A 23155-nucleotide genomic window follows, 5' to 3' on the forward strand; every position below is an offset into this window, starting at 1 on the left:
GGGTTTTTTGTGGGACCAGAGTAAAAGCCGCGCCAGCGACTGCCCGTGGGATGGCACTGCAGCGGCTGATCGGTGCGCTTTATGGCGCCAGATACATCCGAACTAATAGCGAGGCGCAAACGTCCCCAAAGCGCCGGCCCGCCGCGACGGGCAGATGCTGGCGCGGCGGCCTTCGGCCTTGTTCCGCGCCTATTCGAAACTGTTTTTGGAAAGAGATGACGTCCCTCGCGAAAGCGAGATTTATTGTTTGCATTTGAACTGTTTGCTAGAGGTCAATTGTGGTTCTGCGAAAAGTTGCGTAGCTTCTGCCCATTCAATTTAATAGAGAAGATTGTGGCCTCACTACCATACATTACTTCGGCGGGTAACATTGAGAAAGCACTGGACGCCATAAAGAGCGCTGCGGTGCCTGATCGCGTAAGTCAAGATTTTGTCAAAACCATCTTGAAGATCCCGGGAGGCTCCGGTGACCAAATGACTACATTCTTAAAAAAGATAGGATTTGCGTCGGGCGACGGCAGGCCGACTGAATTGTACACGAAATTTCGAAACCCAACTACTTCGGGGCAGGCTGTGGCTCAAGGCATTCGATTAGCTTATGCGCCATTGTATGTACGAAGTGAATACATGCACGAGTTGAGCGATGAGAAGCTACTAGGGTTACTAGTTGAAGAAACAGGACAAGCTCACGATTCCAAACCGGTAAAATATGCGTTCAACTGCATTAAAGCGTTAAAAAACTTTGCGAGCTTTGATGGTGATGAAACCGAACTTCAAACCGAAGAAGTGGAAAAAGTCGAAATGGGCCGCGGTGTTGAAGCGGCACAACCGCGACATGAAAGTGATCACAGTTCAGCAGCAAAAGGCATCGGATTGAACTTAGGGTACACGATTAACCTCAACTTACCCGCTACTTCGGATCAAGCCGTTTTCAATGCCATTTTTAAGAGCTTGAAAGAAAACTTGTTGAGGGAAGACGATGCCTAAGAGGCCAGATGGATTGATCCGGGCCTTTGGTATGACAGGGCTCCAAATAGTGACTGACTTAGAGGCTGTTGAAAACGAGCACGGCGTTGAGCTGGGTCTAAAGCCCAGTAAGGCCAAAAATAGAAAGGCTTCGGATTACGAACAGTTTGAAGCTGGCCTTAGGCAAGAAGCCGCGAGAATGTCTGAATTCTACGAGGTTTTCTACTGCCTGGAAAACTCGATTCGCCGTTTGGTGAAAGATACGATGGTTGAAGCAGAAGGAGCGGATTGGTGGTTGAGCTCTAGGGTTCATGAAGACAGGGTCAGAAAACCAGCGCAGCAAAGGCACCAAAAAGAAGTCGATAGTGGAATAACGCCAAGATCATATAATCTTATCGACTATACAACTTTTGGCGAGTTATCTCAGCTTATTACAGACAATTGGGATGTATTCGATCCGGTTTTCTCATCAAAAACGGCAGTCAGTAATATTACAAATCAACTCAATCTGCTCAGAGGGCCAATAGCCCACTGCAATCCAACTGACGAGCTAGAACAAGACAGGTTGAATCTGGCAGTACGGTCTTGGTTCAAACTCATGTCATAACTGGCTGGACACCCACCCCCAACCCTGTTTCACGCACCCAATCTTACGGCCTCGGATTTGTTCCGGAGCCTTAGATATTTTGAACCGGGGACCTTCGGGCCCTATGCCCTTGGCACCTGCGGGGGCTTCTCACATAGCGGTGAAACTCCCTGCACTTGCTAAACGGAAGACAGAAAGCATGGCACTCAAGTCGTATAAGAGCGATATTTTTTGACCCAACATGAGCGGCTGATCACGGCCCGGCGGTTTCACCCGTCGGGGCCGTTGTCCGTTACCGATGGCCTTAAATTGGACCGTGCCGATGTGGATACGATTTCTTTGATGAAGGGTCGCCATGTGGTCGGAAAGACTGATCCGCCCGGGTTCGCCCAGACTTCTGGCACGTTGTTGGAACACGCAAGGGCAGATCTGCGCCTGGGTATCTTCAAGTTTCACGCACCGGCCACGTCCCGTTTTGAGCTGCCCGTTACACCGAGAATCGTCCGCAGGGGCATTGCCTGCTCAGCTCAAAGCACGTGGCCCGTCGGTTCTGGATCACTGCGACCAGGACTGCGCGTTGCAGAAGATAAAGGTGCAGATGACAAACCACCCAATCAACCTGTTCAAGTGTGAAATGCCAATCCGGACACCGTGTGTTTCAAGACGTTTCGGCCCGCGTCATGCGCCAGCAGCTGCCGCAGGCGACCATAGGGTCTGGTGGCCTCCGGCGCGTCAGCAGAGCGCACACGCATATTGCGGCCTTGCCATGTTCGGTCGAGCCACGAGCTTTGAGATGGTGCCATAGTCCCCGACATCCAGCAGGGGGCATGGACCCGATATTAGCGTCACACAGTAGGGGTAGCGTACTTCGGCAGAATGAGGGGGCGTTTAGGTGCTCTGTGGCCGTTCTGCGGGCTTCTCCCGGAAACAGAAAAGGCGCCGTGCGGCGCCTTTGTGTCTTGCACTGGGATATCCGCGATCACGAGCAGTAAACATGCTTGTGCGCAATATCTGCAATGTCGCAGCGGCGGATGCCGATGTCATCCAGTTCGCGGTTGGTCAGGCGCTGCAACTCGGTATAGGTGCGCTGATACTCAGCAGCACGTGCACGGGCTGTTTTGATCCGTGTGACCATGTCAGCGATCCGGGTGCCGAAGTTGAAGCCGGTATGGGTCAGTGTTGCAGTTGTCATCTCTGTATTCCTTTCTCGTATCAGGGCGTATTCCCTGACGTTTCCTTTTGAGTTCCTTCATTGGACAAGGCAGAGATAGGAGCGTTTGCTATCGCTAACAACGCAGATTTTGGTCTAGCCGATATGCATCTGTTGAATGGCTATACATGTCGTGGGCCACGTCAATCACACGCCGCTTTCATTTCTTTCGCGCGTTTTATTGCGGGCGGCCATCGCCCGACCATCACGTATGCTCAGCCCCATCAGTGTCAGATTGGTCGCCCCGGCAATCAGTTCGATGATCTGTACAATATAGAAGCTGGTATCAAACGAGCCCGCGTTTGCCTTTGCGCTCAGGTAGACGGCGGCTGGAACAAGGACGATGAGCCCGTTCATAGCAATGATCGGCATCCTTTTCTTTTTGGTGAGCGTAGGGGCATCTTTTCGGCGACGCCCAAGTGTCGCCCCGGATGCACCGACAATCACCATTGCAGGCACCAGAACAAAGAGCCCGCTGACGATCATGGACTTTACTGCCGCGACGGTCTCATGGTTTGCAAATAACTCACTGTACAAAGTGGATGTCCAGAATACGAGTATCGTAAGAAAGCCTACTACTCCGGCGATGGGGTGGATGGTTCTTAACATGTTGCTACTCCCAAATGAGGGTCAGGCGACGCAGTGGTTTTCGACTGCGAGCTTGCGAAGAAGATGTGGCCGGGCCACTGCGCTTGCTGGATAGTCCGCGATCCGACGCTGGAACTCGGGCTGAGTGAATGCGTCGCGAAAGCTTTGCACGTTCTGCCAGATCGCGTAGTTCACAAAGGTCGAACTGCCCGCGATACCCTGATGGAGCTGGGTCGAGATATATCCCGGTTGCGATTTCATGAAATCCGCATCATGCGCCCATGCCCGAAGCAGCGCCTTTTCGTCTTCGGCGTCCACCGTAAACAGGTTGATCAGCACCACCGGTCCTTCCTCGGTCTGCATCTGATCTGCCAGCGTGACGATCGTGTCCAACTCTTTGATACGAGCCATTTCGGTTCCCTTCGATTCTAAAATATAGCAAGCTATATAAAATTGCATAGCATGCTATTCAAGTGTAAATCCAGGACATGGACTTCGAAAAAGAAAACTCGGCCGGGTATCTGGTTAACCACATGGCACGATTGTTCGCAAAAGAGTTGCAGCAACGCATTGCGCCCTTTGGCATCGTCGTCGGGCAATTCCCAATCTTGCTGGAACTCTGGCTCAAAGACGGTGTGACGCAAAAGGATCTGCTGACCAAAATTGACGTCGAACAGGCGACATTGGCCAACACGCTTAACCGTATGGAACGTGATGGCTTGATCAAAAGAACGAAGAACCCTGCTGACGCCAGGGCTCAATTGATTTGGTTGACCGAGAAGGCCGCAGCACTTCGCGACAGCGCCTACGAGGCAGCTCAGAACGTGAATGCCGATGCATTACAGGTCTTGAATGACCCTGAGCGCACACAATTCATGAACTATATGCGTCGAGTCATAGGCGGCATGCGCTCAAGGTGAATTGAAGGAGGATCAGTTTACGGCACCGGCAGGCAAGCCATTAAACAAAAACACCCCCGACCGAGGTCGGAGGCGTTTCTAAGTCTTCGAAGCTGCGGGATTAGCCGCGCTCTTCGACGATCTCTACCAGATGCGGGATCTTGCGGATCATGCCGCGGACCGAAGGGGTATCTTCCAGCTCACGGGTTTTGTGCATCTTGTTCAGGCCCAGGCCGATCAGGGTTGCGCGCTGTTCGGCGGGGCGGCGGATCGGAGAACCGATCTGCTTGACGACGATGGTTTTTGCCATGGGTCGCTCTCCTTACGCTTCGGCTTCAGCAGCCGGTGCTTCGTCCCGCTTGGGCAGGATGTCGGCAACTTTTTTACCACGACGTGCGGCAACCGAACGCGGGCTCTGCTCTTTCTGCAGGCCGTTGATGGTGGCGCGGATCATGTTGTACGGGTTCTGCGAGCCCAGCGATTTGGACACAACGTCCTTGACGCCCAGCATTTCGAACACAGCACGCATCGGACCACCGGCTATGATACCAGTACCTTCAGGCGCGGTGCGCATTACCACTTTACCAGCGCCGTGACGGCCCTCGATGTCGTGGTGCAGGGTCCGACCTTCGCGCAGTTGCACGCGGATCATCTGACGCTTGGCTTGCTCGGTCGCCTTACGGATGGCTTCAGGTACTTCTTTCGCTTTACCTTTGCCAAAGCCGACGCGGCCTTTCTGATCGCCGACAACCACCAGAGCGGCGAAGCCAAAGCGCTTACCACCTTTTACGGTTTTCGACACGCGGTTGATCGCAACCAGACGATCTGCAAATTCCGGTGCTTCTTCACGGTCGCGGCCACGGCCCCGACGGTTTTCACGTTCTGCCATTTGGCATCCCTTTTCTCATGTGGCGCATACGGCGCCGTTTCTTCAATCCAAGTGAGCCCCGACTGTTGCCGAGGCCCCCGGATCATCGGGGCAGCCGCAAAGCTGCCCGCAAGTCTTAGATCTTCAGGCCGCCTTCACGCGCAGCGTCGGCCAGAGCCTTCACTTTGCCGTGGAACAGGAAGCCGCCACGATCGAAATAGGCCTCTTCGACGCCTGCCTTCTTGGCACGCTCGGCGATGGCCGCGCCCACTTTGGTGGCCGCTTCGACGTTGTTCTTGCCAACTACACCCAGATCTTTTTCCAGGGTCGATGCCGAGGCCAGGGTCACGCCACGCACGTCGTCGATCAGCTGAACAGAGATGTTCTTGTTCGAACGGTGTACGGACAAACGCGGACGACCCGCGTTGACCTTGCGAAGTTTGTTCCGAACGCGCAGGCGGCGCTTCAGAAACAGGGTTCTTTTGCTGTTTGCCATTGTGTTCGTCCTTACTTCTTCTTGCCTTCCTTGCGGAAGATGAACTCGCCCTTGTAGCGGATGCCTTTGCCTTTGTAGGGCTCGGGGCGGCGCCACTCGCGGATTTTCGCCGCGGTTTCGCCCACCAGCTGCTGGTCGATACCTTCCACAACGATCTCGGTCTGCTTCGGGGCGGTGATGGTGACACCTTCCGGAGCAGTGAAATCAACATCGTGGCTGTAACCCAGGTTCAGCTTCAGGGTGTTGCCCTGCATCTGAGCCCGGTAACCAACACCCTGGATCTCCAGCTCTTTTTTGAAGCCGGTCGTCACACCGGTTACCAGGTTGGCAACCATGGTGCGGCTCATGCCCCACTGCTGGCGGGCACGTTTGGACATGCCGCGGGGGTCGATCTTGACCACGTTGTCTTCAACCGACAACGTTACGTCGTCGGTGGCGGTAAAGCTGCGGGTGCCTTTCGGACCTTTCACTTCGATGGTCTGACCCGACACAGTGGCAGTAACGCCGCTGGGCAGCTCGACCGGCTTTTTACCAATACGAGACATTGCAGACCTCCTTAGAAGACGGTGCAGAGCACTTCGCCGCCAACATTGTTGGAGCGAGCGTTTGCGTCCGACATCACACCTTTCGGAGTGCTGACAATCGACACACCCAGTCCCTGACGGACCTGCGGGATGTCATTGACGCCCATGTATACGCGACGGCCGGGCTTCGAGACCCGCTTCAGTTCGCGAATAACAGGGGTGCCTTCGTAGTACTTCAGGCTGATTTCGATGGCCGGATGACCGTTTTCACCGGTCGTCTTTTCATAGCCACGGATGTAGCCTTCGTCCGCCAGCACGTCCAGAACCCAACCGCGCAGCTTGGAAGCCGGGGTGGAAACGGTGGACTTGCCGCGCATTTGCGCGTTGCGGATACGGGTGAGCATATCGCCGATAGGATCATTCATATCTATGTCTCCCTTACCAGCTCGATTTCACCATGCCGGGGATCTGACCAGCAGAACCCAGCTCGCGCAGCGCGATACGGCTGACCTTCAGCTTACGGTAGTAAGCGTGGGGACGACCTGTCAGCTGACAGCGGTTGTGCAGACGAGTGGCCGAGCTGTTGCGCGGCAGTTTCGCCAGTTTCAGACGCGCCTTGAAGCGCTCTTCCATCGGCTTGCTCTCGTCATTCGCGATTTCTTTCAGCTCGGCACGCTTTGCGGCATATTTGGCCACCAGGCGTTCGCGCTTCTTTTCGCGTTCGATCATTGCTTTTTTAGCCATGTCTCAATCCTCCCGGCGCTTATGCGTTGAACGGCATGTTGAACGCTTTCAACAGTGCCTTTGCTTCAGCGTCGGTTTTCGCTGTGGTGGCAATTACGATATCCAAGCCCCAGACCTCGTCGACCTTGTCGAAATCGATTTCCGGGAACACGATGTGCTCTTTCATGCCCATGGCAAAGTTGCCCTGACCATCGAAAGAAGGCTTTACACCGCGGAAGTCACGAACGCGCGGCAGCGCGATGGTGATCAGACGATCCAGGAATTCGTACATCCGGTCACCGCGCAGGGTCACTTTCGCACCCAGCGGCATGTCTTCACGGACGCGGAAACCCGCGATCGACTTCTTCGCCTTGGTTGCAACGGCCTTTTGACCGGCAATCGCAGTCAGATCCTCGACGGCAGCTTTTGCTTTCTTCGAGTCTTTGACGGCCTCGGCACCACAACCGATGTTCAGAACGATCTTATCCAGCTTGGGCAGCTGCATGTCGTTCTTGTAACCGAACTCTTCTTTCAGAGCGGCACGGATGGTTTCGACGTACTGAGCTTTCAGACGCGGGGTGTAGGTTGCGGAATCAAGCATCGATCACGTCCCCTGTGGTCTTGGCGAAGCGCACCTTCTTGTCACCTTCCATGCGGAAGCCAACGCGGGTTGCTTTGCCGTTCTTGTCCAGCAGTGCCAGGTTCGACAGGTCGATCGGGTTTGCCTGAGGCAGGCGACCACCTTGCGAGTTCTGCGACTGACGGGTGTGGCGGATGGCGATGTTGATGCCATCGACAACAGCTTTACCGGCCTTGGGGTCAACCGAGGAAATGGTTCCCTCTTTGCCCTTGTCCTTGCCGGCCAGCACGACGACCTTGTCGCCTTTGCGGAGTTTAGCAGCCATGATTACAGCACCTCCGGAGCCAGCGAGATGATTTTCATGAAGTTCTTGCCGCGCAGTTCACGAACAACGGGGCCAAAGATACGGGTACCGACTGGCTCGTTGTTGTTGTTCAGGATGACGGCGGCGTTGCGATCAAAACGGATCGCGGTGCCGTCTTCGCGACGGACTTCCTTGGCGGTGCGCACGACGACGGCCTTGCGGACGTCACCTTTCTTTACGCGGCCGCGTGGGATGGCTTCCTTCACCGAGACGACAATGATGTCGCCGACGGAGGCGTATTTACGCTTGGAACCACCCAGGACCTTGATGCACTGAACTCGGCGTGCGCCGGAGTTGTCAGCGACATCCAGATTGGTCTGCATCTGGATCATGTGGTTTCTCCCGACCTGTGGGGGCTGGTCTTGTTAATTCCCCCAGGGTTTCGACAAATGGAAAGGTCTGGGGGCTTACGCCTCCAGAACTTCCCAACGTTTCGTCTTCGATTTCGGCGCGCATTCGATGATGCGTACAGTGTCGCCGACCTTGAAGGCGTTCTTTTCGTCATGAGCCCGGTATTTCTTGGACTTACGAACGGTTTTTTGCAGCAGCGGGTGCTTGAAACGGCGTTCAACCGAAACAGTCACGGTCTGCTCGTTGGCGTCGCTGGTTACTACTCCGGACAGGATACGCTTGGGCATAGGATTACTCCTCCGATGCCGCGGCAGCGGCCTTTTCGTTCAGAATGGTTTTGACGCGGGCAGCATTGCGGCGGGCCGCTTTGATACCAGCTGTATTTTCCAGCTGACCGGTTGCCTGTTGAAAGCGCAGGTTAAAGCTTTCTTTCTTCAGGTTGGCCAGTTCCTCGCGGAGCTGGTCCGGGGTCTTGTCACGCAGTTCTTGGGCGTTCATCGCCTTTTTCCTTTGCTCAAAACACCAGAAGGCCCCCTTGCAGGGTCACCTTGGACCTGGTGGATGAATGATAGACATACGAACCCCCCGACTCGGCCGGGGGACTTGCAGGATGCCGTCGTATAAGGGTTTAGGGGGTGGGTGGCAAGGGTAAGTTTGACGTCTTCTTTACGCCAAGGGAATAAGTTGCTCCCGGTCGCTGAGCAGGTGGCCAACCACAAAGGTTCCGCGAAGTATTCCTCCTCCAAACTCAGGCCAAGGTCTGTATTGCCAACAGGCCGCGTTCGGCGCCCAATAGAGAAGGCCCAAAAGCCTGAAGTTCACAGAGGAGGTAAGAAAATGACCAGTCCTTATTCAGGAGGATGTGAACACGTCAAGATAGTCGCAGCGGCAGAACCGATAGACAACCATGAATGCCATTGTGATGTCTGTAAGTCCGTGACCGGACAGCACACAACCCATGTTGCGTTTTTTAACTACTCAGACCTGTCAGCAGACCCCGAAGATAAGATGAACCGTCAACCATTCAACGCCAACAATCCCGATGGCCCTTTAGAGCTTTGCACATGTTCAGAGTGCGGGGCCGCGCTGATGCTTGATGATAAGCAAAAGCGCATACGCGTGGCTGTACCCAACGTGATGGGGTATGATGACAGCCAGTTTCCGGCAGCGACTTACCACGCGTTTTATGATGACAGCAAAGGGTACCCCAAGCCTGATGACGGACGACCGGTATATGAAGCGCTTCGTCCAGAATTTGCTTGGCCTTCACCTGCCAGCTGACAGGGCGTAAGCTCATTCTGAGCGAAGTACCAACGGTGTTCGCTGACATTCAAGATGCCGGTATTCGGTGGGAGCGTTCAGTCCCACCGATAGTTGAAACTGACCGATATCCGCTCTTCCTCGGCCATGTTCATCGGCACCTCGTGGCGTAGCCAGCTTTCCCACAGCAGCACGTCGCCGACCTGAGGCTTCATATAGATAAAGGGCTGCAAATCGCGCCGCCCACCTTTGATCCGCGTTGGGGCCGCCATCATACGGCCCGAGCGGGGGTCTTCCAGCTTCAGCGCACTTGCCCCCTCGGGCATCGACACGTACGTCGTGCCCGAGATCACGCTGTGCGGGTGCAGGTGGCTGGAGTGCATGCCGCCCTCGGGCAGGATATTGATCCAGAGGTCCTCGAGCTTCAACTCTCCCTCGCCCAGATCGAATTCCAGATCCTTGGCGAAGGTCGCCACATGCTGATCCAGCACTTTGACCAAATCGGCAAAGATCGGGAACCGCCATGGCAGATCAGTCAGCGAGGCATAACTGGTATAACCGGGATAGCCGTTTTCCTCACACCAATCCTGCCCGGCCTCATCGTCCGCGGCAATGACAAGGCACGAGTTTTCCAGTTCTTCCGGGTCGATCCTGGGATCAAACTCAGACAATGCAGCGCGGTAGAGACGGGTTACGAAGAGTGATTCAATCTGTGCCATAGCGCCCTCTTAACCCAGCTTCACCGCGATTGCGATGGCTCTTTTGCGAGGCTCTGCCTCGCGCTCCGGGATATTTTTTGCCAGATGAAATCCAGATCCCCTGCTTCATCTGGCCATAAATATCCCGGGGGAGTCGCGGCTTGCCGCGGCGGGGGCAGCGCCCCCAAATGATAACCCCCGCCGGTTTCCCGACGGGGGTCAAATATATCACGAACGGGGAAACCCCCGGATCGCTTACCAGTCTTCGCGAACCACGACGCGGGTCTTGATCGGCAGCTTCATCGCGGCCAGGCGCAGGGCCTCGCGGGCGATGTCGTCATTGACGCCGTCGATTTCGAACATCACGCGACCGGGCTTGACCTTGCAAACCCAGCGGTCCACCGAACCCTTACCTTTACCCATACGAACTTCGATCGGCTTTGCAGTGACCGGAGTGTCGGGGAAGATACGGATCCAGACACGACCCTGACGTTTCATGTGACGGGTCATGGCACGACGTGCAGCTTCGATCTGGCGTGCGGTGACGCGCTCGGGCTGCAGGGCTTTCAGACCGTAGGTGCCAAAGTTCAGATCAGAGCCGCCCTTGGCTTCGCCCTTGATCCGGCCTTTGTGCATCTTGCGGAATTTAGTACGCTTTGGTTGAAGCATATCTTTCCCTCCTTAGCGACGACCGCCACCAGCACCACGAGGTGCAGGGCCGTCCTGGAGTTCCTGTGCTTTACGGTCACGTGCCTGCGGATCGTGCTCCATGATCTCACCTTTGAAGATCCAGACCTTGATCCCGATGATCCCGTAGGGGGTCATCGCTTCGGCATGTGCGTAATCGATGTCGGCACGCAGGGTGTGCAGAGGCACGCGGCCTTCGCGGTACCATTCGGTCCGTGCGATTTCGGCGCCGCCCAGACGGCCAGCGACGTTCACCCGGATACCCAGGGCACCCATGCGCATGGCGTTCTGAACCGAGCGCTTCATTGCGCGACGGAACGAAACACGACGTTCCAGCTGCTGAGCGATCGACTCGGCAACCAGCTGCGCGTCAAGCTCGGGCTTGCGCACTTCGACGATGTTCAGGTGCAGTTCGCTGTCGGTCATCTGGGCCAGCTTCTTGCGCAGAACTTCGATGTCTGCACCTTTCTTGCCGATGATGACACCCGGACGTGCGGTGTGGATCGTGACGCGGCACTTCTTGTGCGGACGTTCGATGATCACACGTGCAACACCGGCCTGCTTGCACTCTTTCTGGATGAACTCACGGATCTTGATGTCTTCCAGCAGAAGATCACCGTAATCCTTGGTGTCAGCGTACCAGCGGCTGTCCCAGGTGCGGTTGACCTGCAGGCGCATGCCGATCGGATTGACTTTATGTCCCATTAGGCTTGCTCCTCAACTTGACGCACCTTGATGGTGATCTCCGAGAACGGCTTCATGATCTTGCCGAAACGGCCACGGGCACGCGGGCGACCGCGCTTCATGACCAGGTTCTTGCCAACCCATGCTTCGGCGACGATCAGCTCGTCAACGTCCAGGTTGTGGTTGTTTTCGGCATTCGCGATTGCGGACTGCAGGCACTTTTTGACGTCCTGCGCGACACGCTTGTTCGAGAAAGTCAGGTCGGTCAGAGCCTTCTCGACTTTCTTGCCGCGGATCATTTGCGCAACCAGGTTCAGTTTCTGCGGGCTGGTGCGAAGCATGCGGGTTTTCGCCATTGCTTCGTTTTCAGCCACGCGGCGGGGGTTCTTTTCCTTGCCCATGACTTACTTCCGCTTCGCTTTTTTGTCTGCGGCGTGACCATAATAGGTCCGGGTCGGCGAGTACTCACCGAACTTCTGACCAATCATGTCTTCCGTGACGTTTACCGGGATATGCTTCTGGCCATTGTACACACCAAAGGTCAGACCCACGAACTGGGGCAGAATGGTGGAACGACGCGACCAGATCTTGATGACTTCGTTGCGGCCCGACTCGCGCGCTGCTTCGGCTTTTTTAAGCACATAAGCATCGACGAAAGGACCCTTCCAAACAGAGCGAGACATAGATTAACGTCCCTTCTTCTTGGCGTGCCGCGAGCGGATGATCAGCTTCTGGGACGCTTTGTTCTTGTTGCGGGTACGCTTACCCTTGGTGTCCTTACCCCACGGTGTAACCGGTGTACGGCCACCCGAGGTACGACCTTCACCACCACCGTGCGGGTGATCGATCGGGTTCATTGCAACACCACGAACCGACGGACGTACGCCTTTGTGGCGCATACGACCGGCTTTACCGAGGTTCTGGTTCGAGTTGTCGGGGTTGGACACGGCACCAACGGTGGCCATGCATTCCTGACGGACCATGCGCAGCTCGCCCGAGCTCAGACGGATCTGAGCGTAGCCGCCATCGCGACCAACGAACTGAGCGTATGTACCGGCCGCACGTGCGATCTGACCGCCTTTGCCAGGCTTCATCTCGATGTTGTGGACAATGGTACCGATCGGCATGCCCGAGAACGGCATTGCGTTGCCCGGCTTGATGTCAGCTTTTGCCGACGCGATGACCTTGTCACCAACAGCCAGACGCTGCGGAGCCAGGATATATGCCTGCTCGCCGTCTTCGTATTTTACCAGTGCGATGAATGCGGTCCGGTTCGGGTCGTATTCGATCCGCTCGACGGTTGCCGCGACATCAAATTTATTCCGTTTGAAGTCAACGATCCGGTAGAGACGCTTTGCGCCACCGCCGCGGCGGCGTGAAGTGATCCGTCCGGTGTTGTTCCGGCCGCCCGATTTGGTCAAACCCTCAGTGAGAGACTTGACCGGACGTCCTTTCCAAAGCTCCGAACGGTCGATCAGCACCAGCCCGCGCTGGCCCGGCGTCGTCGGCTTGTACGACTTGAGTGCCATGCTTTCTGTCTTCCGTTTAGCAAGTGCGAGGGGGTTCCCCGCTATGTGAGAGGCCCCCGTAGGTGCCAAGGGTATAGGGCCCCGAAGGTCCCCGGTTCAAAATATCTAAGGCCCCGGAACGAATCCGAGGCCGTAAGATTGGGTGCGTTTAGCAGTGTTGGGACCGGGTGACAAGAGAGAGTATCAAACTTCTTCTGTGGCCGTGAAAACCGCACACTGGCCAAACGCGTTTTGGTTTACGGCCTGGATGCTAAACCCAGAAATGCACGAACGGTTGCTGGAACTCACAGAGCGGGAACAGGACCTGGCAGAAAAGGTTGAAATCGTTTCCTTTGAACTTTGGTGCAGTGAGCCCCGATCGGAAGGCTCGGAGACCGGGCTTATTGGTGTGGGGGCGGAAGGTTTCGCGGAAACCGATCTGGAAAGGTGCTGCCCCTGCAATCAGTCCTATGTATTTTATGCTGAGCCGCTGCTGCTTGGCGGCCGCATTCATGAGCGGGCTGGGGAAGCATCCAACCGATTGGCCGAAATCGTCAATCTATCGCGATATCCGCGGGGGTCGGGTTGATCCGGAATGGAGCGGTGGTGTGACTGGGGGAGCGTTTGGTGGCTCAAGATGGGGTGTTATCTCATCCAAAGGCTTCAATTCTGAGGGTATTCCTGCCAGCCACGTACGCCAGGCATCACCGCCTAAAGGCAGTTCCGGGCAAGTGTCCCGTTCAGCGCTTGGTCGAGCAGGCTTCCGGAAGGAAGCCGGTCATAGGACTTTGTCTCGGGGTTCCAATACGTGCCGCACGTCTTGCGCACCATTGAGCCGAAGAAGTGTATGGTTTCGCTTTGCTTTGGATAGGCCAGCGGAAACCCGATGGGATCGTGCGTGTTCTTTCGCAGTTTAGGTGCCCCGAAAGGATAGTGGACCCGAGGGGGAATGAGTTCCGATTGCTGGTGATCCCGGGCCAGCAGAGTCAACAAGATCGGGCCGAAAAAGTTTCGCGGAAGGTCGTCGGAAAAGAAATTCACCTCTCCCAATCTGGTGAACATGTCCCGTGCCGACTTGTTTTCGACGCCGGTTTCCACTTTTGCATCCCAACCGTCGCGAAATTGGATTGTGTCGGCGGTGGTCAGCGACAGGTAGTCGACGAACATATCTGAGGCCGGGTCCAGGTACATGACGCCATTCCACAGAAATTTGGTTCCATCCCGAAAGGCGCGTCCGATTGTGATCAGGTTTTCCTCGAAGGTGACCGGTTTCAACAGGTACACATCGCAATCAACCCAGACCAGATTTTCCATTTGCATCATCTTCAGCCGGAACAGATCGGAAAAGCGGGCTGTATGCAGTGACAGAACGCGTTCCAAACTGTTTGTCAGGGCCAGAACCTGTGATGCCTCCCGCAGGACGACCCCGTCCGGGACGCCTGCGATATGCGGGTCGTAGGAATACAGGGTGATCGGCTGACCGGCCTGCACGAAGGACGACAGGCAGGCCTGTTCAAGCGGACCGAGGGATGGTCCAGACCAGAATGTTCCGTAACCGTTGTGGCCCATGACCCGGCCCCTTTTAGTGTAGCGCGCTATTCAGTCCGCGAACCTGTATTTTTCTGATCATCGTCACCTGTCCCGTCAGGCGTCACCGCGCAAACTTCTTATGTTTCAACCGCTTGGGCTCCAGCGCATCCGGTCCCAGGCGGCGCTTTTTGTCTTCTTCGTAATCCTCGAAGTTGCCCTCGAACCATTCAACATGGGCGTCACCCTCGAAGGCCAGAATATGCGTGCAAATCCGGTCGAGGAAGAAACGGTCGTGGCTGATGACCACGGCGCAGCCGGCGAAGTCGACCAGGGCGTCTTCCAGCGCGCGCAGGGTTTCGACGTCGAGGTCATTCGTCGGTTCGTCGAGCAGCAGGACATTGCCGCCCTCTTTCAGCAGGCGGGCCATGTGGACGCGGTTGCGCTCACCGCCTGACAGCAGAGAGACCTTTTTCTGCTGGTCGCCGCCCTTGAAGTTGAAGGACGAGCAATAGGCGCGGGAATTGACCTGCGCGTCACCCAGCTGGATGATCTCGGCGCCGCCGGTGATCGCCTCCCATACGGTGTCGTTGTCTTTCAGGTCGTCGCGGGACTGGTCGACATAGGACAGTTCGACCGTGTCGCCCAGCGTGATGGTGCCGCTGTCGGGCTGTTCCTGACCGGTCAGCATCTTGAACAGCGTCGATTTACCCGCGCCGTTGGGGCCGATGACGCCGACGATGCCGCCGGGGGGCAGGGCAAAGTCCAGCCCTTCGATCAGTTGCTTGTCGCCCATATGTTTCGACAGACCCTCGACCTCGATCACCTTGCCGCCAAGGCGCTGGCCGTTGGGGATGACGATCTGGGCGCGGGTCAGCTTTTCGCGCTCGGACTGTTCCGCCAACTCGTTATAGGCGTTGATCCGGGCCTTGGATTTAGCCTGACGGGCCTTCTGGCCCTGACGCATCCATTCCAACTCGCGCTGTAGGGTCTTTTGCTTGGACTTGTCTTCGCGCGCTTCCTGCTCCAGCCGTTTGGCTTTTTGTTCCAGCCACGCGGAGTAGTTGCCCTCGTACGGAATGCCACGGCCGCGGTCCAATTCGAGAATCCAGCCGGTGATGTCATCCAGGAAATAACGGTCGTGGGTGACGATCAGGATGGTGCCTTTGTAGTCGATCAGGTGCTGTTGCAGCCAGGCGATGGTTTCCGCGTCCAGGTGGTTGGTCGGTTCGTCCAGAAGCAGCATGTCGGGCGCTTCCAGCAGCAGCTTGCACAGCGCCACGCGGCGTTTCTCACCACCCGAAAGATTGGCAATATCGGCGTCGTCCGGCGGGCAGCGCAGCGCCTCCATCGAGACATCGATCTGGCTGTCCAGATCCCACAGGTTTTCCGCGTCGATCGCGTCCTGCAGGGTGGTCATTTCCTCCATCAGCTCGTCCGAGTAGTTCTCGGCGATCTCCATCGCGATCTCGTTGAAGCGGTCGACCTTGGCCTTTTTCCCGGCCACGCCCAGCATGACGTTTTCGCGAACGGTCAGGGATTCGTCCAGTTGCGGTTCCTGCGGCAGATAGCCGACCTTGGCCCCCTCGGCGGCCCATGCCTCGCCGGTGAAGTCGGTGTCCAGGCCAGCCATGATCTTCATCAGCGTCGATTTACCGGCGCCGTTGACGCCGACGACACCGATTTTCACGCCGGGCAGAAAGCTGAGGTGGATGTTTTCAAAACACTTCTTGCCACCGGGATAGGTCTTGGAGACACCCTGCATGTGGTAGACATATTGATAGGCAGCCATGTCGCGTCCTCTGGGTCGGGGAATTTGGTTGAAACGCTGGATATCCGAGCGGGACGGGCGGGGCAAGCTGGTGGTTTTGTGAATTTCGTCTTTGGGTCGGGCGGCATAGTGTGGGCGCGTTGTAAATGGGGGTGTTATGTCGGAACTGGCCGAGTTGATTGCGGGTTGGGCGCAGCCCGGTTGCGTGACTTGGATCGGAGCGCGACCAGAGCGCCGGGCCGAGATGGTGTCACTGGAGGAATCCGTGATTACTGAGGCCGGTCTGATCAGTGACCGCGCCCGCGTTGGCAAGAGAGCAGTGACTTTGATCCAGCAGGAGCATCTGGCGGCGATTGGGTCTTATCTGGGGCAGGGGCCGGTTGCGCCTGAAATCCTGCGGCGCAACCTGGTGGTTTCGGGGATCAATCTGACGGCGCTCAAAGGGCGCGAGGTGCAGGTGGGCGAGGCAATTTTGCGCCTCACCGTGATTTGTGCGCCGTGCAGCCGGATGGAAGAAGCGCTGGGCAAAGGCGGCTATTCCTCCGTGCGTGGGCACGGAGGATGGTGCGCCGAAGTCGTGCGACCCGGGCGGGTTCGGCTGGGTGATGTGGTGCAACCTGTTGATTGACAACGCCTCGCAGTTCTGAACATCAGCAGGGTATGGAGCGGTACGGCATACCCTATGCGCGACCTGGGCAGGTCGTCGGTCTGTTCGGCGGGTCGTTTGATCCACCGCATCAGGGCCATGTGCATGTCACGCTTCAAGCGATAAAGGCGTTCGGGCTGGATCGGGTTTGGTGGCTGGTATCGCCGGGCAATCCGTTGAAGGAACGCGGGCCCGCGCCCATGGACAAGCGAATGGCGGCAGCGCGGAATGTGATGCAGCATCCGCGTGTCGAAGTGACGGACATCGAGGCGCTCACAGGTACACGCGCGACTGCGGATACTCTGACAGTGTTGCAGCGATTGTATCCACAGGTCCGATTTGTGTGGCTGATGGGGGCGGACAATCTGGCGCAGTTTCACCGCTGGAAAGACTGGCGAGGGATCATGGACAGTGTCCCTGTCGGTGTGGTCGCGCGGCCCGGCGACCGGATATCTGCCCGGATGTCCAGGGCGGCACGGGTCTATGCCAAGTACAGGATCGACGGGCAGGCGCGGCATCTTTTGGGGCGGGCGCAGGCTCCGGCCTGGTGTTTCGTGAATGTGCCGATGGTTGATGTCAGTTCCACTGAGATTCGGACGCGCGGCGAATGGCGCGCGGAAGTGTTGCCGGAATAGCCTTGCCCGGCGCATAATCGCAGCGAGTGGTTGCGCGCATTTGATCTGTGGGATTTTATTCCAACTATGGCTGGTCGTTTTTCACGTCGTGAGTTTCTGGGAGGATTGGGGGCGTCTCTGATCCCGGCAACTGGTTTGGCGCAGGCGCCGCTGGTCTCGCTCAGACCGCGCGCGCGTGCGGCGCTGTTGAGTGGTGCCGAGCGTTTGGTTGCAGCCGCAGGGTTGACGGGCGAAGTTGTTTTCGCCGTCGCGGATGTGGCGACCGGAAAGCCGCTGGAGGTTTTTGGTGAAGGTGCGGGCTTGCCCCCGGCCAGTGTCGGCAAGGCGATGACCGCGCTTTACGCGCTGGACGTTCTGGGGCCTGACCACCGGTTCGAAACCCGTTTGATCGCAGATGGGCCAATTGAAAACGGGATTCTGCATGGCGATCTGATACTGGCAGGCGGGGGTGACCCGCTGTTGGATACGGATGCGCTGGCCACGATGGCGGCCAACCTGCGCGAGGCCGGAATCACCGAGGTTCGAGGAGCTTTCAAGGTCTATGACGGGGCGCTGCCCTTCGTGTTCAGCATTGATCCCGGACAGCCGGATCATGTGGGGTACAGCCCGGCGGTAAGCGGGATATCGTTGAATTTCAATCGGGTCCATTTCGAGTGGAAGCGTGCCGGCAAGGGGTACGATGTGACCATGGATGCACGCAGCGCACGATATGTGCCGGCAGTGGATGTGGCAGCCATGCGGGTCGAGAACCGCAGCTTGCCTATCTATACCTATCAGCCAAGTGCGCGGCAGGACCGCTGGACCGTGGCCAAGGGCGCGCTGGGCAATGGCGGGGCGCGCTGGCTGCCTGTGCGCAAGCCCGCATTGTACGCGGGTGATGTGTTTCGTACTTTAGCCCGATCCAATGGAATCGTTTTGAATCGGGTGCAAGTGACACGAGAGACGCCAAAAGGCGTCGACCTTGTGGTGCATCGCAGCGATCCATTGAACAGTATTTTGCGCGGGATGCTGAAATACTCGACGAACCTGACGGCCGAGATGGTTGGGCTGGCCGCAACCAAAGCGCGGGGCGTTGACCCGCGCAACCTGGCGGAGTCGGCGGCCGAGATGAACCGTTGGGCGTCTCAGAGCTTTGGCGTGAACGGGATCGCGATGGTCGATCATTCCGGTCTTGGCGATGCCTCGCGTATGGTGCCGGCGGATCTGGTTGCGGCCCTGGTCGCGGCCCGGAAAATGGGCGCATTGCGCCCATTGATGAAGCCTTTTGCCTTGACGGATCGCAATGGGCGGCCGGTCAAGAACCACCCGATCAAGGTCGATGCCAAGACAGGCACATTGAACTTCGTATCCGGGTTGGGCGGTTTCCTGACAACGGTGGACGGGGTCGATCTTGCCTTTGCCATTTTTACGGCGGACGTGGCCCACCGCGCCAAGATTCCTCGCGCACAACGCGAACGGCCTGAAGGCGCGCGCAGCTGGAACCGCAGGTCGCGGAAACTGCAACGGGCCTTGCTGGAACGTTGGGGTTCGCTCTACGGAAGCTGAAACCCTTAGATTGCCCAGATCAGACCGTGTGGCGCGCGCGTGCCCCGCGTTCGATTGCGGCGGCATGCAGCCGGTCGATATTCAGTTCGTACCGGATTTCTTCCAGCAGGCGCAGTTCCGTTTCAGCGAGCGAACCGTCGGCGGCTGCAACATCGCAAGCCAGCGCATAGGCCGTTTCGTTCAGACGCTCGGGCAGGTTTTCACGGATCAGGCCAAACAGCGCATCCAAACCGTCTTCTTGTTCGAACAGGTCAAAAACAATCTGTGATACACGACGGGTCCGATCGATGTCATACCCGGCAAAGACCGGCAGCATGTTCACGGCGACTTCGATCTTGACCAGCTCGGCGGTTCGGATGTTTTCGTCAGACGCCGAGACTGCAACCATGATCGCCACAAGGCAATCCTGCGGGGACATCGGGTGGGGCACTTGCTCGGTCATGGGATGGTCCTGATTGGGGTCGTTCGAGGACGCACGATATGAGCGCAGCGGGTCAGGTTCAACACCTTGTTTCATCCACCCCCGCGCGATCAGGTATTCATGACCATCATTCCCGAAATCAAAAGCGCGGCCCCCAGCCAGTAGCGCAACCCAAGTGTTTCGCCGAAGAAGACGTGCGAGGCCAGTGGCACAAGAACGAAACTGAGGGCCATGAAAGGGTAGGCCTGGGACAGGGTCAGATACCGCAGGACATACACCCACAGCACCGTAGCCGAGCCATAGATGGCAAAGGCTGTCAGAAGGAAAGGATCGAACAGCGTCTGGATGAGGCCCGCAATTCCGGTGGCTTCGCGCCCGTCAATCCGGTTTCCTGCCAGTTTGAACAGGATTTGCCCGGCCGAGATCATAACTGGTGTGCACAGCAAACCAACCCAGACCAGTGTCGTTGGGGCGGGCGGAGTCATCCTTGATGCTCCGGTTCTGATTTTTCCCCGGGGCGGTCTTCGCAATAGTAGATGTCGCGCCCCAGATCTTCGCAGACATGGATGTCCGGGCTGGGATGCACCGCGCGCAGAAAGCTGTGGGTGTAGGGGAAAAAGTTGAAATGCGGATTGAAGGTGTACCTGCTTTCGCGTTCACGCGGGACGACGATAATGACGCGTTTTCGCGCGACACGACGCAGTTCAGCGATTGCTTGCCGGTAATCCAGAAGATGCTCGATCACGTGGGTGCAGATTACGGTGTCAAAGCTGTTGTCTTCGAACGGTAGTTCTTCGATCCGAGCTGCGACATAGTCGATATTGTCGATGGCTGCCGCATCATCGACGACGAAATCCACTCCTGTCAGTTGCGTGATGTCGGGTCGGGCGGCCTTTATGCGTTGCAAAAGAACTCCGGTGCCGCAGCCGACATCGCAGATGCTTTGCCCGACGATATCCTTGGCAATCCGCTTGATGCAGGCTTCGGAATTGTCGGTGCCCTGATGCACACGCGGATGATCGCGGTAGAGTCTTTCGTATTCGTCATCCGTCAGATAGGTTGCACGTTCACGGAATTCGGCAAGGCGCGTGATATGGTCGCCCCAAACCCTGCATGCCAGCCAATGAAAGGCGGCGCTGTCACGCAGGATAGGCGGCACGATATCTTCGAGTACAAAGCGTATACGGTTGGTGGTTTCGCGTCGCATCCCGTTTCCTCTGGTCCGGGGAACCCCCCGTGTCGCCTTTGTCTAACACTGCCGGGTGAGCGTGCGAAACAACCGGGTCAAGTTTGCGCCCGCGCCCGTGTCTTTTTTGTTTCGGGTGAACAATCGGCCCACCATTGTGGCCTGAGCAAGGCTGGCCGGTGAAAATTCAGCGCAGATATCCCGGGCAGAGTATTTGCGGGCCAAGGTACGTTTCCCTACCTGCCCGAAGGCGACTGTTTTTTTGGCGCAGTGTGTCGCGAATTGCGCCACTGCTTTATTGACTCATGCTGCACTGGCACAATAGGAGGGGCCGGTCCGGTTGCATGGGGTGACCGCGGCACTTTCCCCGATGGAGCACATTGAAATGTCTGAACTGCGTGAAACCGCGATGTCGTCCAAGGCCTGGCCTTTTGAAGAGGCGCGCCGGTTGCTCAAACGCTATCAGAAGGGCGCTCCGGAAAAGGGGTATGTGCTGTTCGAAACTGGTTACGGCCCGTCTGGCTTGCCGCATATCGGAACGTTCGGCGAGGTCGCGCGGACCACGATGGTCAAGCGCGCGTTCGAGGCGCTTTCGGACATGCCGACCAAGTTGATCTGTTTTTCAGACGATCTGGACGGGATGCGCAAGGTGCCCAGCAACGTGCCCAACCCGGAGGCGCTTGAGGAACATTTGCAGCGCCCGTTGACTTCGGTTCCCGATCCGTTTGGCGAATACCCCAGCTTCGGCGAGCACAACAACGCGATGCTGCGCCGGTTCCTCGATACCTTCGGATTCGAATATGAGTTCTATTCGGCGCGTGATTTCTATCGCTCGGGCCAATTCGACGAGATTCTGAAGCGTGCAGTTGAACGCTATGACGACGTGATGGCCATCATGTTGAAAAGCCTGCGGGAAGAACGCCAGCAGACCTATTCGATCTTCCTGCCGATCCACCCGGAAACCGGTCGGGTTCTGTATGTGCCGATGAAGAAAGTGTGTGCAGAGACCTATACCGTCACATTCGATGATGAAGACGGCAAGGAATGGACCGTTCCCGTCACCGGTGGCAACGTGAAGCTGCAATGGAAGCCGGATTTCGGGGCGCGCTGGGCAGCGCTGGGTGTCGATTTTGAGATGTACGGCAAAGAACATGCTACCAACGAAAAGATCTATGACGCGATCTGCCGTGCATTGGGCGGCCGCGCGCCCGAGCATTTCAGCTATGAGCTGTTTCTGGATGAGAATGGCCAGAAGATCTCGAAATCGTCGGGCAATGGTGTCTCGATTGACGAATGGCTGACCTATGCGCCGACTGAAAGCCTAGCGTATTTCATGTACCAAAAGCCCAAGACGGCCAAGCGGATGCATTTCGACGTGATCCCGAGAGCCTATGATGAGTATCATCAGCAGCTGCGCGCCTATCCGGGGCAGGACCTGAAAGCTCAGTTGAACAATCCGGTCTGGCACATTCACGGTGGCGACGTTCCAGAATCGACCCTGATCGTACCGTTTGCGATGTTGCTGAACCTGGCGTCGGTCTCGGGCGCGGAAGACAAGGAGACGCTGTGGGGCTTTATTCGCCGCTATGCGCCGGAAGCAACGGCTGAAAGCCATCCCGATCTGGATCAGGCCGCGGGCTTTGCGGTTCGCTACTTCAACGATTTCGTCAAACCAACGCGCAAACATCGCGCACCCACGGATCAGGAGCGCGAGGCGCTGGAAGCGCTGAAAGCCGCGCTTGAGGCTTATGATGGCCCGACCGAGGACGAGGCGCTCCAATCAGTGGTCTATTCCATCGGGCGTGAGCGGTTCGACCCCATGCGCGGTTGGTTCACGGCGTTGTACGAAGTGCTTCTGGGTGCATCGCAGGGCCCGCGTTTTGGCGGCTTTATCGCGCTGTACGGTGTGCCAGAGACAATTGGCCTGATCGACAAGGCGCTGGCCGGAGAGCTGGTCTGATTTGACCTGATCCCCTATGGGGCTACTCTTTTTTGCAGGAGGTGGCCCCATGCGTCGATTTTTGCTTGCTGTATCCCTGAGTGTTGGGCTGGGGTCGGGCGCGTTTGCGCAAAACGCAGAGATCGAAGCAAACATTTCGGCGCAGATACAGGCCTTCAAGGCGGATGATTTTGCCACGGCCTTCACCTTTGCCAGCCCCAGCATCCAGCGCCTTTTTCAGAACCCCGACAATTTCGGACAGATGGTGCGCAATGGATATCCGATGGTCTGGCGTCCTGCCGACATACGTTTTCTGGAGTTGCGTGAAATTGCAGGAGCCTTGTGGCAGAAGGTGATGATCACGGATGCAAATGGGCGTGTGCACATATTGGACTATCAGATGATCCCTCTGGAGGACGGTTGGAAAATCAATGGCGTCCAATTGTTGGGCAACGCTGACCCTGCGGCCTGAGGCAACACCACCGTCACGGTG

At 57.1% G+C, this 23155-nt stretch carries 36 protein-coding genes; 10 read left to right on the forward strand and 26 right to left on the reverse strand.

Annotated elements, in window-relative coordinates:
• Window positions 1-243 precede the first annotated feature (243 nt).
• Both ACR3E6_RS07765 and ACR3E6_RS07770 read left to right on the forward strand, forming a co-directional pair.
• On the forward strand, window positions 244-987 hold the full coding sequence (locus ACR3E6_RS07765; protein ID WP_480486585.1) for a DUF5343 domain-containing protein: 744 nt from the start codon (window positions 244-246) through the stop codon (window positions 985-987).
• Window positions 988-1036: 49 nt separating this feature from the next.
• Window positions 1037-1573, forward strand: a complete 537-nt coding sequence (locus ACR3E6_RS07770; RefSeq protein WP_480486587.1) for a Swt1 family HEPN domain-containing protein — start codon at window positions 1037-1039, stop codon at window positions 1571-1573.
• Between the two features lie 129 nt (window positions 1574-1702).
• Here the strand turns inward: ACR3E6_RS07770 and ACR3E6_RS07775 are convergent, their stop codons facing one another.
• The 4 genes from ACR3E6_RS07775 to ACR3E6_RS07790 all read right to left on the reverse strand — a co-directional run bounded on the left by ACR3E6_RS07775 (window position 1703) and on the right by ACR3E6_RS07790 (window position 3761).
• Complete coding sequence (locus tag ACR3E6_RS07775; protein ID WP_480486589.1) at window positions 1703-2008, reverse strand: hypothetical protein; 306 nt, start codon at window positions 2006-2008, stop codon at window positions 1703-1705.
• 523 nt (window positions 2009-2531) lie between these two features.
• A complete protein-coding gene (locus ACR3E6_RS07780; RefSeq protein WP_171638095.1) occupies window positions 2532-2744 on the reverse strand; it encodes a DUF1127 domain-containing protein in 213 nt (70 codons plus the stop codon).
• Window positions 2745-2909: 165 nt separating this feature from the next.
• The gene (locus tag ACR3E6_RS07785) at window positions 2910-3371 is read right to left on the reverse strand and encodes a hypothetical protein (protein WP_171638093.1); all 462 of its coding nucleotides are present in this window, start codon (window positions 3369-3371) and stop codon (window positions 2910-2912) included.
• A 21-nt stretch (window positions 3372-3392) separates the two neighbouring features.
• Entirely contained in the window at window positions 3393-3761 is a 369-nt protein-coding gene (locus ACR3E6_RS07790) for an antibiotic biosynthesis monooxygenase family protein (RefSeq protein ID WP_480486591.1), read from the reverse strand.
• Window positions 3762-3838: 77 nt separating this feature from the next.
• Here ACR3E6_RS07790 and ACR3E6_RS07795 point away from each other — a divergent pair, with 77 nt between their 5' ends.
• The gene (locus ACR3E6_RS07795) at window positions 3839-4270 is read left to right on the forward strand and encodes a MarR family winged helix-turn-helix transcriptional regulator (protein WP_480486594.1); all 432 of its coding nucleotides are present in this window, start codon (window positions 3839-3841) and stop codon (window positions 4268-4270) included.
• A gap of 100 nt (window positions 4271-4370) precedes the next feature.
• On the opposite strand, the gene rpmD is transcribed toward ACR3E6_RS07795, so the two are convergent.
• The 11 genes from rpmD to rpmC all read right to left on the reverse strand — a co-directional run bounded on the left by rpmD (window position 4371) and on the right by rpmC (window position 8653).
• The gene (gene rpmD, locus ACR3E6_RS07800; RefSeq protein ID WP_050605831.1) at window positions 4371-4559 is read right to left on the reverse strand and encodes a 50S ribosomal protein L30; all 189 of its coding nucleotides are present in this window, start codon (window positions 4557-4559) and stop codon (window positions 4371-4373) included.
• Window positions 4560-4571: 12 nt separating this feature from the next.
• Window positions 4572-5138, reverse strand: coding sequence for a 30S ribosomal protein S5 (gene rpsE / locus ACR3E6_RS07805; protein ID WP_170328768.1), 567 nt, complete (start codon window positions 5136-5138; stop codon window positions 4572-4574).
• A gap of 115 nt (window positions 5139-5253) precedes the next feature.
• Window positions 5254-5613: a 50S ribosomal protein L18 gene (gene rplR / locus ACR3E6_RS07810; RefSeq protein ID WP_058283506.1), complete on the reverse strand. Its 360-nt coding sequence runs from the start codon at window positions 5611-5613 to the stop codon at window positions 5254-5256.
• A gap of 11 nt (window positions 5614-5624) precedes the next feature.
• Window positions 5625-6158: a 50S ribosomal protein L6 gene (gene rplF / locus ACR3E6_RS07815; RefSeq protein ID WP_152459161.1), complete on the reverse strand. Its 534-nt coding sequence runs from the start codon at window positions 6156-6158 to the stop codon at window positions 5625-5627.
• An 11-nt stretch (window positions 6159-6169) separates the two neighbouring features.
• Window positions 6170-6562 carry a 30S ribosomal protein S8 gene (gene rpsH / locus ACR3E6_RS07820; protein ID WP_068340741.1) on the reverse strand — a complete coding sequence of 131 codons (393 nt, stop codon included), beginning with the start codon at window positions 6560-6562 and terminating at the stop codon, window positions 6170-6172.
• A 13-nt stretch (window positions 6563-6575) separates the two neighbouring features.
• On the reverse strand, window positions 6576-6881 hold the full coding sequence (gene rpsN / locus ACR3E6_RS07825; RefSeq protein ID WP_010437098.1) for a 30S ribosomal protein S14: 306 nt from the start codon (window positions 6879-6881) through the stop codon (window positions 6576-6578).
• 19 nt (window positions 6882-6900) lie between these two features.
• A complete protein-coding gene (gene rplE, locus ACR3E6_RS07830) occupies window positions 6901-7461 on the reverse strand; it encodes a 50S ribosomal protein L5 (RefSeq protein WP_171638087.1) in 561 nt (186 codons plus the stop codon).
• Window positions 7454-7765 carry a 50S ribosomal protein L24 gene (gene rplX / locus ACR3E6_RS07835; protein ID WP_152459159.1) on the reverse strand — a complete coding sequence of 104 codons (312 nt, stop codon included), beginning with the start codon at window positions 7763-7765 and terminating at the stop codon, window positions 7454-7456. Before rplX ends, rplE begins: the two co-directional genes overlap by 8 nt.
• A gap of 2 nt (window positions 7766-7767) precedes the next feature.
• On the reverse strand, window positions 7768-8136 hold the full coding sequence (rplN, locus tag ACR3E6_RS07840) for a 50S ribosomal protein L14 (protein ID WP_008757934.1): 369 nt from the start codon (window positions 8134-8136) through the stop codon (window positions 7768-7770).
• A gap of 75 nt (window positions 8137-8211) precedes the next feature.
• Window positions 8212-8442, reverse strand: coding sequence for a 30S ribosomal protein S17 (rpsQ, locus tag ACR3E6_RS07845; RefSeq protein WP_171638085.1), 231 nt, complete (start codon window positions 8440-8442; stop codon window positions 8212-8214).
• Window positions 8443-8446: 4 nt separating this feature from the next.
• Window positions 8447-8653: a 50S ribosomal protein L29 gene (gene rpmC / locus ACR3E6_RS07850; RefSeq protein WP_010437082.1), complete on the reverse strand. Its 207-nt coding sequence runs from the start codon at window positions 8651-8653 to the stop codon at window positions 8447-8449.
• 339 nt (window positions 8654-8992) lie between these two features.
• Here rpmC and ACR3E6_RS07855 point away from each other — a divergent pair, with 339 nt between their 5' ends.
• Complete coding sequence (locus ACR3E6_RS07855; RefSeq protein ID WP_209835310.1) at window positions 8993-9436, forward strand: GFA family protein; 444 nt, start codon at window positions 8993-8995, stop codon at window positions 9434-9436.
• Window positions 9437-9513: 77 nt separating this feature from the next.
• On the opposite strand, the gene ACR3E6_RS07860 is transcribed toward ACR3E6_RS07855, so the two are convergent.
• The 6 genes from ACR3E6_RS07860 to rplB all read right to left on the reverse strand — a co-directional run bounded on the left by ACR3E6_RS07860 (window position 9514) and on the right by rplB (window position 13013).
• On the reverse strand, window positions 9514-10134 hold the full coding sequence (locus ACR3E6_RS07860; protein WP_480486598.1) for a 2OG-Fe(II) oxygenase family protein: 621 nt from the start codon (window positions 10132-10134) through the stop codon (window positions 9514-9516).
• A gap of 234 nt (window positions 10135-10368) precedes the next feature.
• Complete coding sequence (rplP, locus tag ACR3E6_RS07865) at window positions 10369-10782, reverse strand: 50S ribosomal protein L16 (RefSeq protein ID WP_117872242.1); 414 nt, start codon at window positions 10780-10782, stop codon at window positions 10369-10371.
• Window positions 10783-10794: 12 nt separating this feature from the next.
• The gene (gene rpsC, locus ACR3E6_RS07870; protein WP_171638079.1) at window positions 10795-11505 is read right to left on the reverse strand and encodes a 30S ribosomal protein S3; all 711 of its coding nucleotides are present in this window, start codon (window positions 11503-11505) and stop codon (window positions 10795-10797) included.
• Window positions 11505-11885: a 50S ribosomal protein L22 gene (rplV, locus tag ACR3E6_RS07875; RefSeq protein WP_039538267.1), complete on the reverse strand. Its 381-nt coding sequence runs from the start codon at window positions 11883-11885 to the stop codon at window positions 11505-11507. The genes rpsC and rplV overlap by 1 nt, the downstream gene beginning before the upstream one ends.
• Window positions 11886-11888: 3 nt before the next feature.
• Window positions 11889-12167 carry a 30S ribosomal protein S19 gene (rpsS, locus tag ACR3E6_RS07880; protein WP_068348022.1) on the reverse strand — a complete coding sequence of 93 codons (279 nt, stop codon included), beginning with the start codon at window positions 12165-12167 and terminating at the stop codon, window positions 11889-11891.
• 3 nt (window positions 12168-12170) lie between these two features.
• A complete protein-coding gene (rplB, locus tag ACR3E6_RS07885; RefSeq protein ID WP_170356688.1) occupies window positions 12171-13013 on the reverse strand; it encodes a 50S ribosomal protein L2 in 843 nt (280 codons plus the stop codon).
• A gap of 196 nt (window positions 13014-13209) precedes the next feature.
• Between rplB and ACR3E6_RS07890 the strand changes: the two genes are divergently transcribed.
• Window positions 13210-13581, forward strand: coding sequence for a hypothetical protein (locus tag ACR3E6_RS07890; RefSeq protein ID WP_480486600.1), 372 nt, complete (start codon window positions 13210-13212; stop codon window positions 13579-13581).
• Window positions 13582-13703: 122 nt separating this feature from the next.
• Here the strand turns inward: ACR3E6_RS07890 and ACR3E6_RS07895 are convergent, their stop codons facing one another.
• Together ACR3E6_RS07895 and ettA are read right to left on the reverse strand one after the other, a co-directional pair.
• Window positions 13704-14561 (reverse strand): hypothetical protein, encoded by an 858-nt coding sequence (locus tag ACR3E6_RS07895; RefSeq protein ID WP_480486602.1) that lies wholly within the window; start codon window positions 14559-14561, stop codon window positions 13704-13706.
• Between the two features lie 82 nt (window positions 14562-14643).
• Entirely contained in the window at window positions 14644-16311 is a 1668-nt protein-coding gene (ettA, locus tag ACR3E6_RS07900; protein ID WP_210093755.1) for an energy-dependent translational throttle protein EttA, read from the reverse strand.
• 136 nt (window positions 16312-16447) lie between these two features.
• On the opposite strand from ettA, the gene ACR3E6_RS07905 reads away from it, so the two are divergent.
• The 3 genes from ACR3E6_RS07905 (at window position 16448) to dacB (ending at window position 19116) form a co-directional block, all read left to right on the forward strand.
• Window positions 16448-16918, forward strand: a complete 471-nt coding sequence (locus ACR3E6_RS07905) for an MOSC domain-containing protein (RefSeq protein WP_171638071.1) — start codon at window positions 16448-16450, stop codon at window positions 16916-16918.
• A 32-nt stretch (window positions 16919-16950) separates the two neighbouring features.
• Entirely contained in the window at window positions 16951-17571 is a 621-nt protein-coding gene (locus ACR3E6_RS07910) for a nicotinate-nucleotide adenylyltransferase (protein ID WP_210093754.1), read from the forward strand.
• 66 nt (window positions 17572-17637) lie between these two features.
• Complete coding sequence (dacB, locus tag ACR3E6_RS07915; protein ID WP_480486604.1) at window positions 17638-19116, forward strand: D-alanyl-D-alanine carboxypeptidase/D-alanyl-D-alanine endopeptidase; 1479 nt, start codon at window positions 17638-17640, stop codon at window positions 19114-19116.
• Between the two features lie 19 nt (window positions 19117-19135).
• Here the strand turns inward: dacB and ACR3E6_RS07920 are convergent, their stop codons facing one another.
• From ACR3E6_RS07920 to ACR3E6_RS07930, 3 genes are all read right to left on the reverse strand, one after another.
• Window positions 19136-19558, reverse strand: a complete 423-nt coding sequence (locus ACR3E6_RS07920) for a tellurite resistance TerB family protein (protein WP_152459150.1) — start codon at window positions 19556-19558, stop codon at window positions 19136-19138.
• An 89-nt stretch (window positions 19559-19647) separates the two neighbouring features.
• Complete coding sequence (locus ACR3E6_RS07925; protein ID WP_216600271.1) at window positions 19648-20022, reverse strand: EamA family transporter; 375 nt, start codon at window positions 20020-20022, stop codon at window positions 19648-19650.
• Entirely contained in the window at window positions 20019-20744 is a 726-nt protein-coding gene (locus ACR3E6_RS07930) for a class I SAM-dependent methyltransferase (protein WP_480486606.1), read from the reverse strand. The genes ACR3E6_RS07925 and ACR3E6_RS07930 overlap by 4 nt, the downstream gene beginning before the upstream one ends.
• Window positions 20745-21108: 364 nt before the next feature.
• Between ACR3E6_RS07930 and ACR3E6_RS07935 the strand changes: the two genes are divergently transcribed.
• Both ACR3E6_RS07935 and ACR3E6_RS07940 read left to right on the forward strand, forming a co-directional pair.
• Window positions 21109-22683 carry a lysine--tRNA ligase gene (locus ACR3E6_RS07935; protein WP_480486608.1) on the forward strand — a complete coding sequence of 525 codons (1575 nt, stop codon included), beginning with the start codon at window positions 21109-21111 and terminating at the stop codon, window positions 22681-22683.
• Between the two features lie 49 nt (window positions 22684-22732).
• Window positions 22733-23134: a DUF4864 domain-containing protein gene (locus tag ACR3E6_RS07940; protein WP_480486610.1), complete on the forward strand. Its 402-nt coding sequence runs from the start codon at window positions 22733-22735 to the stop codon at window positions 23132-23134.
• Window positions 23135-23155: the final 21 nt, after the last annotated feature.

This window comes from Ruegeria sp. AL3 (genome assembly GCF_056536065.1).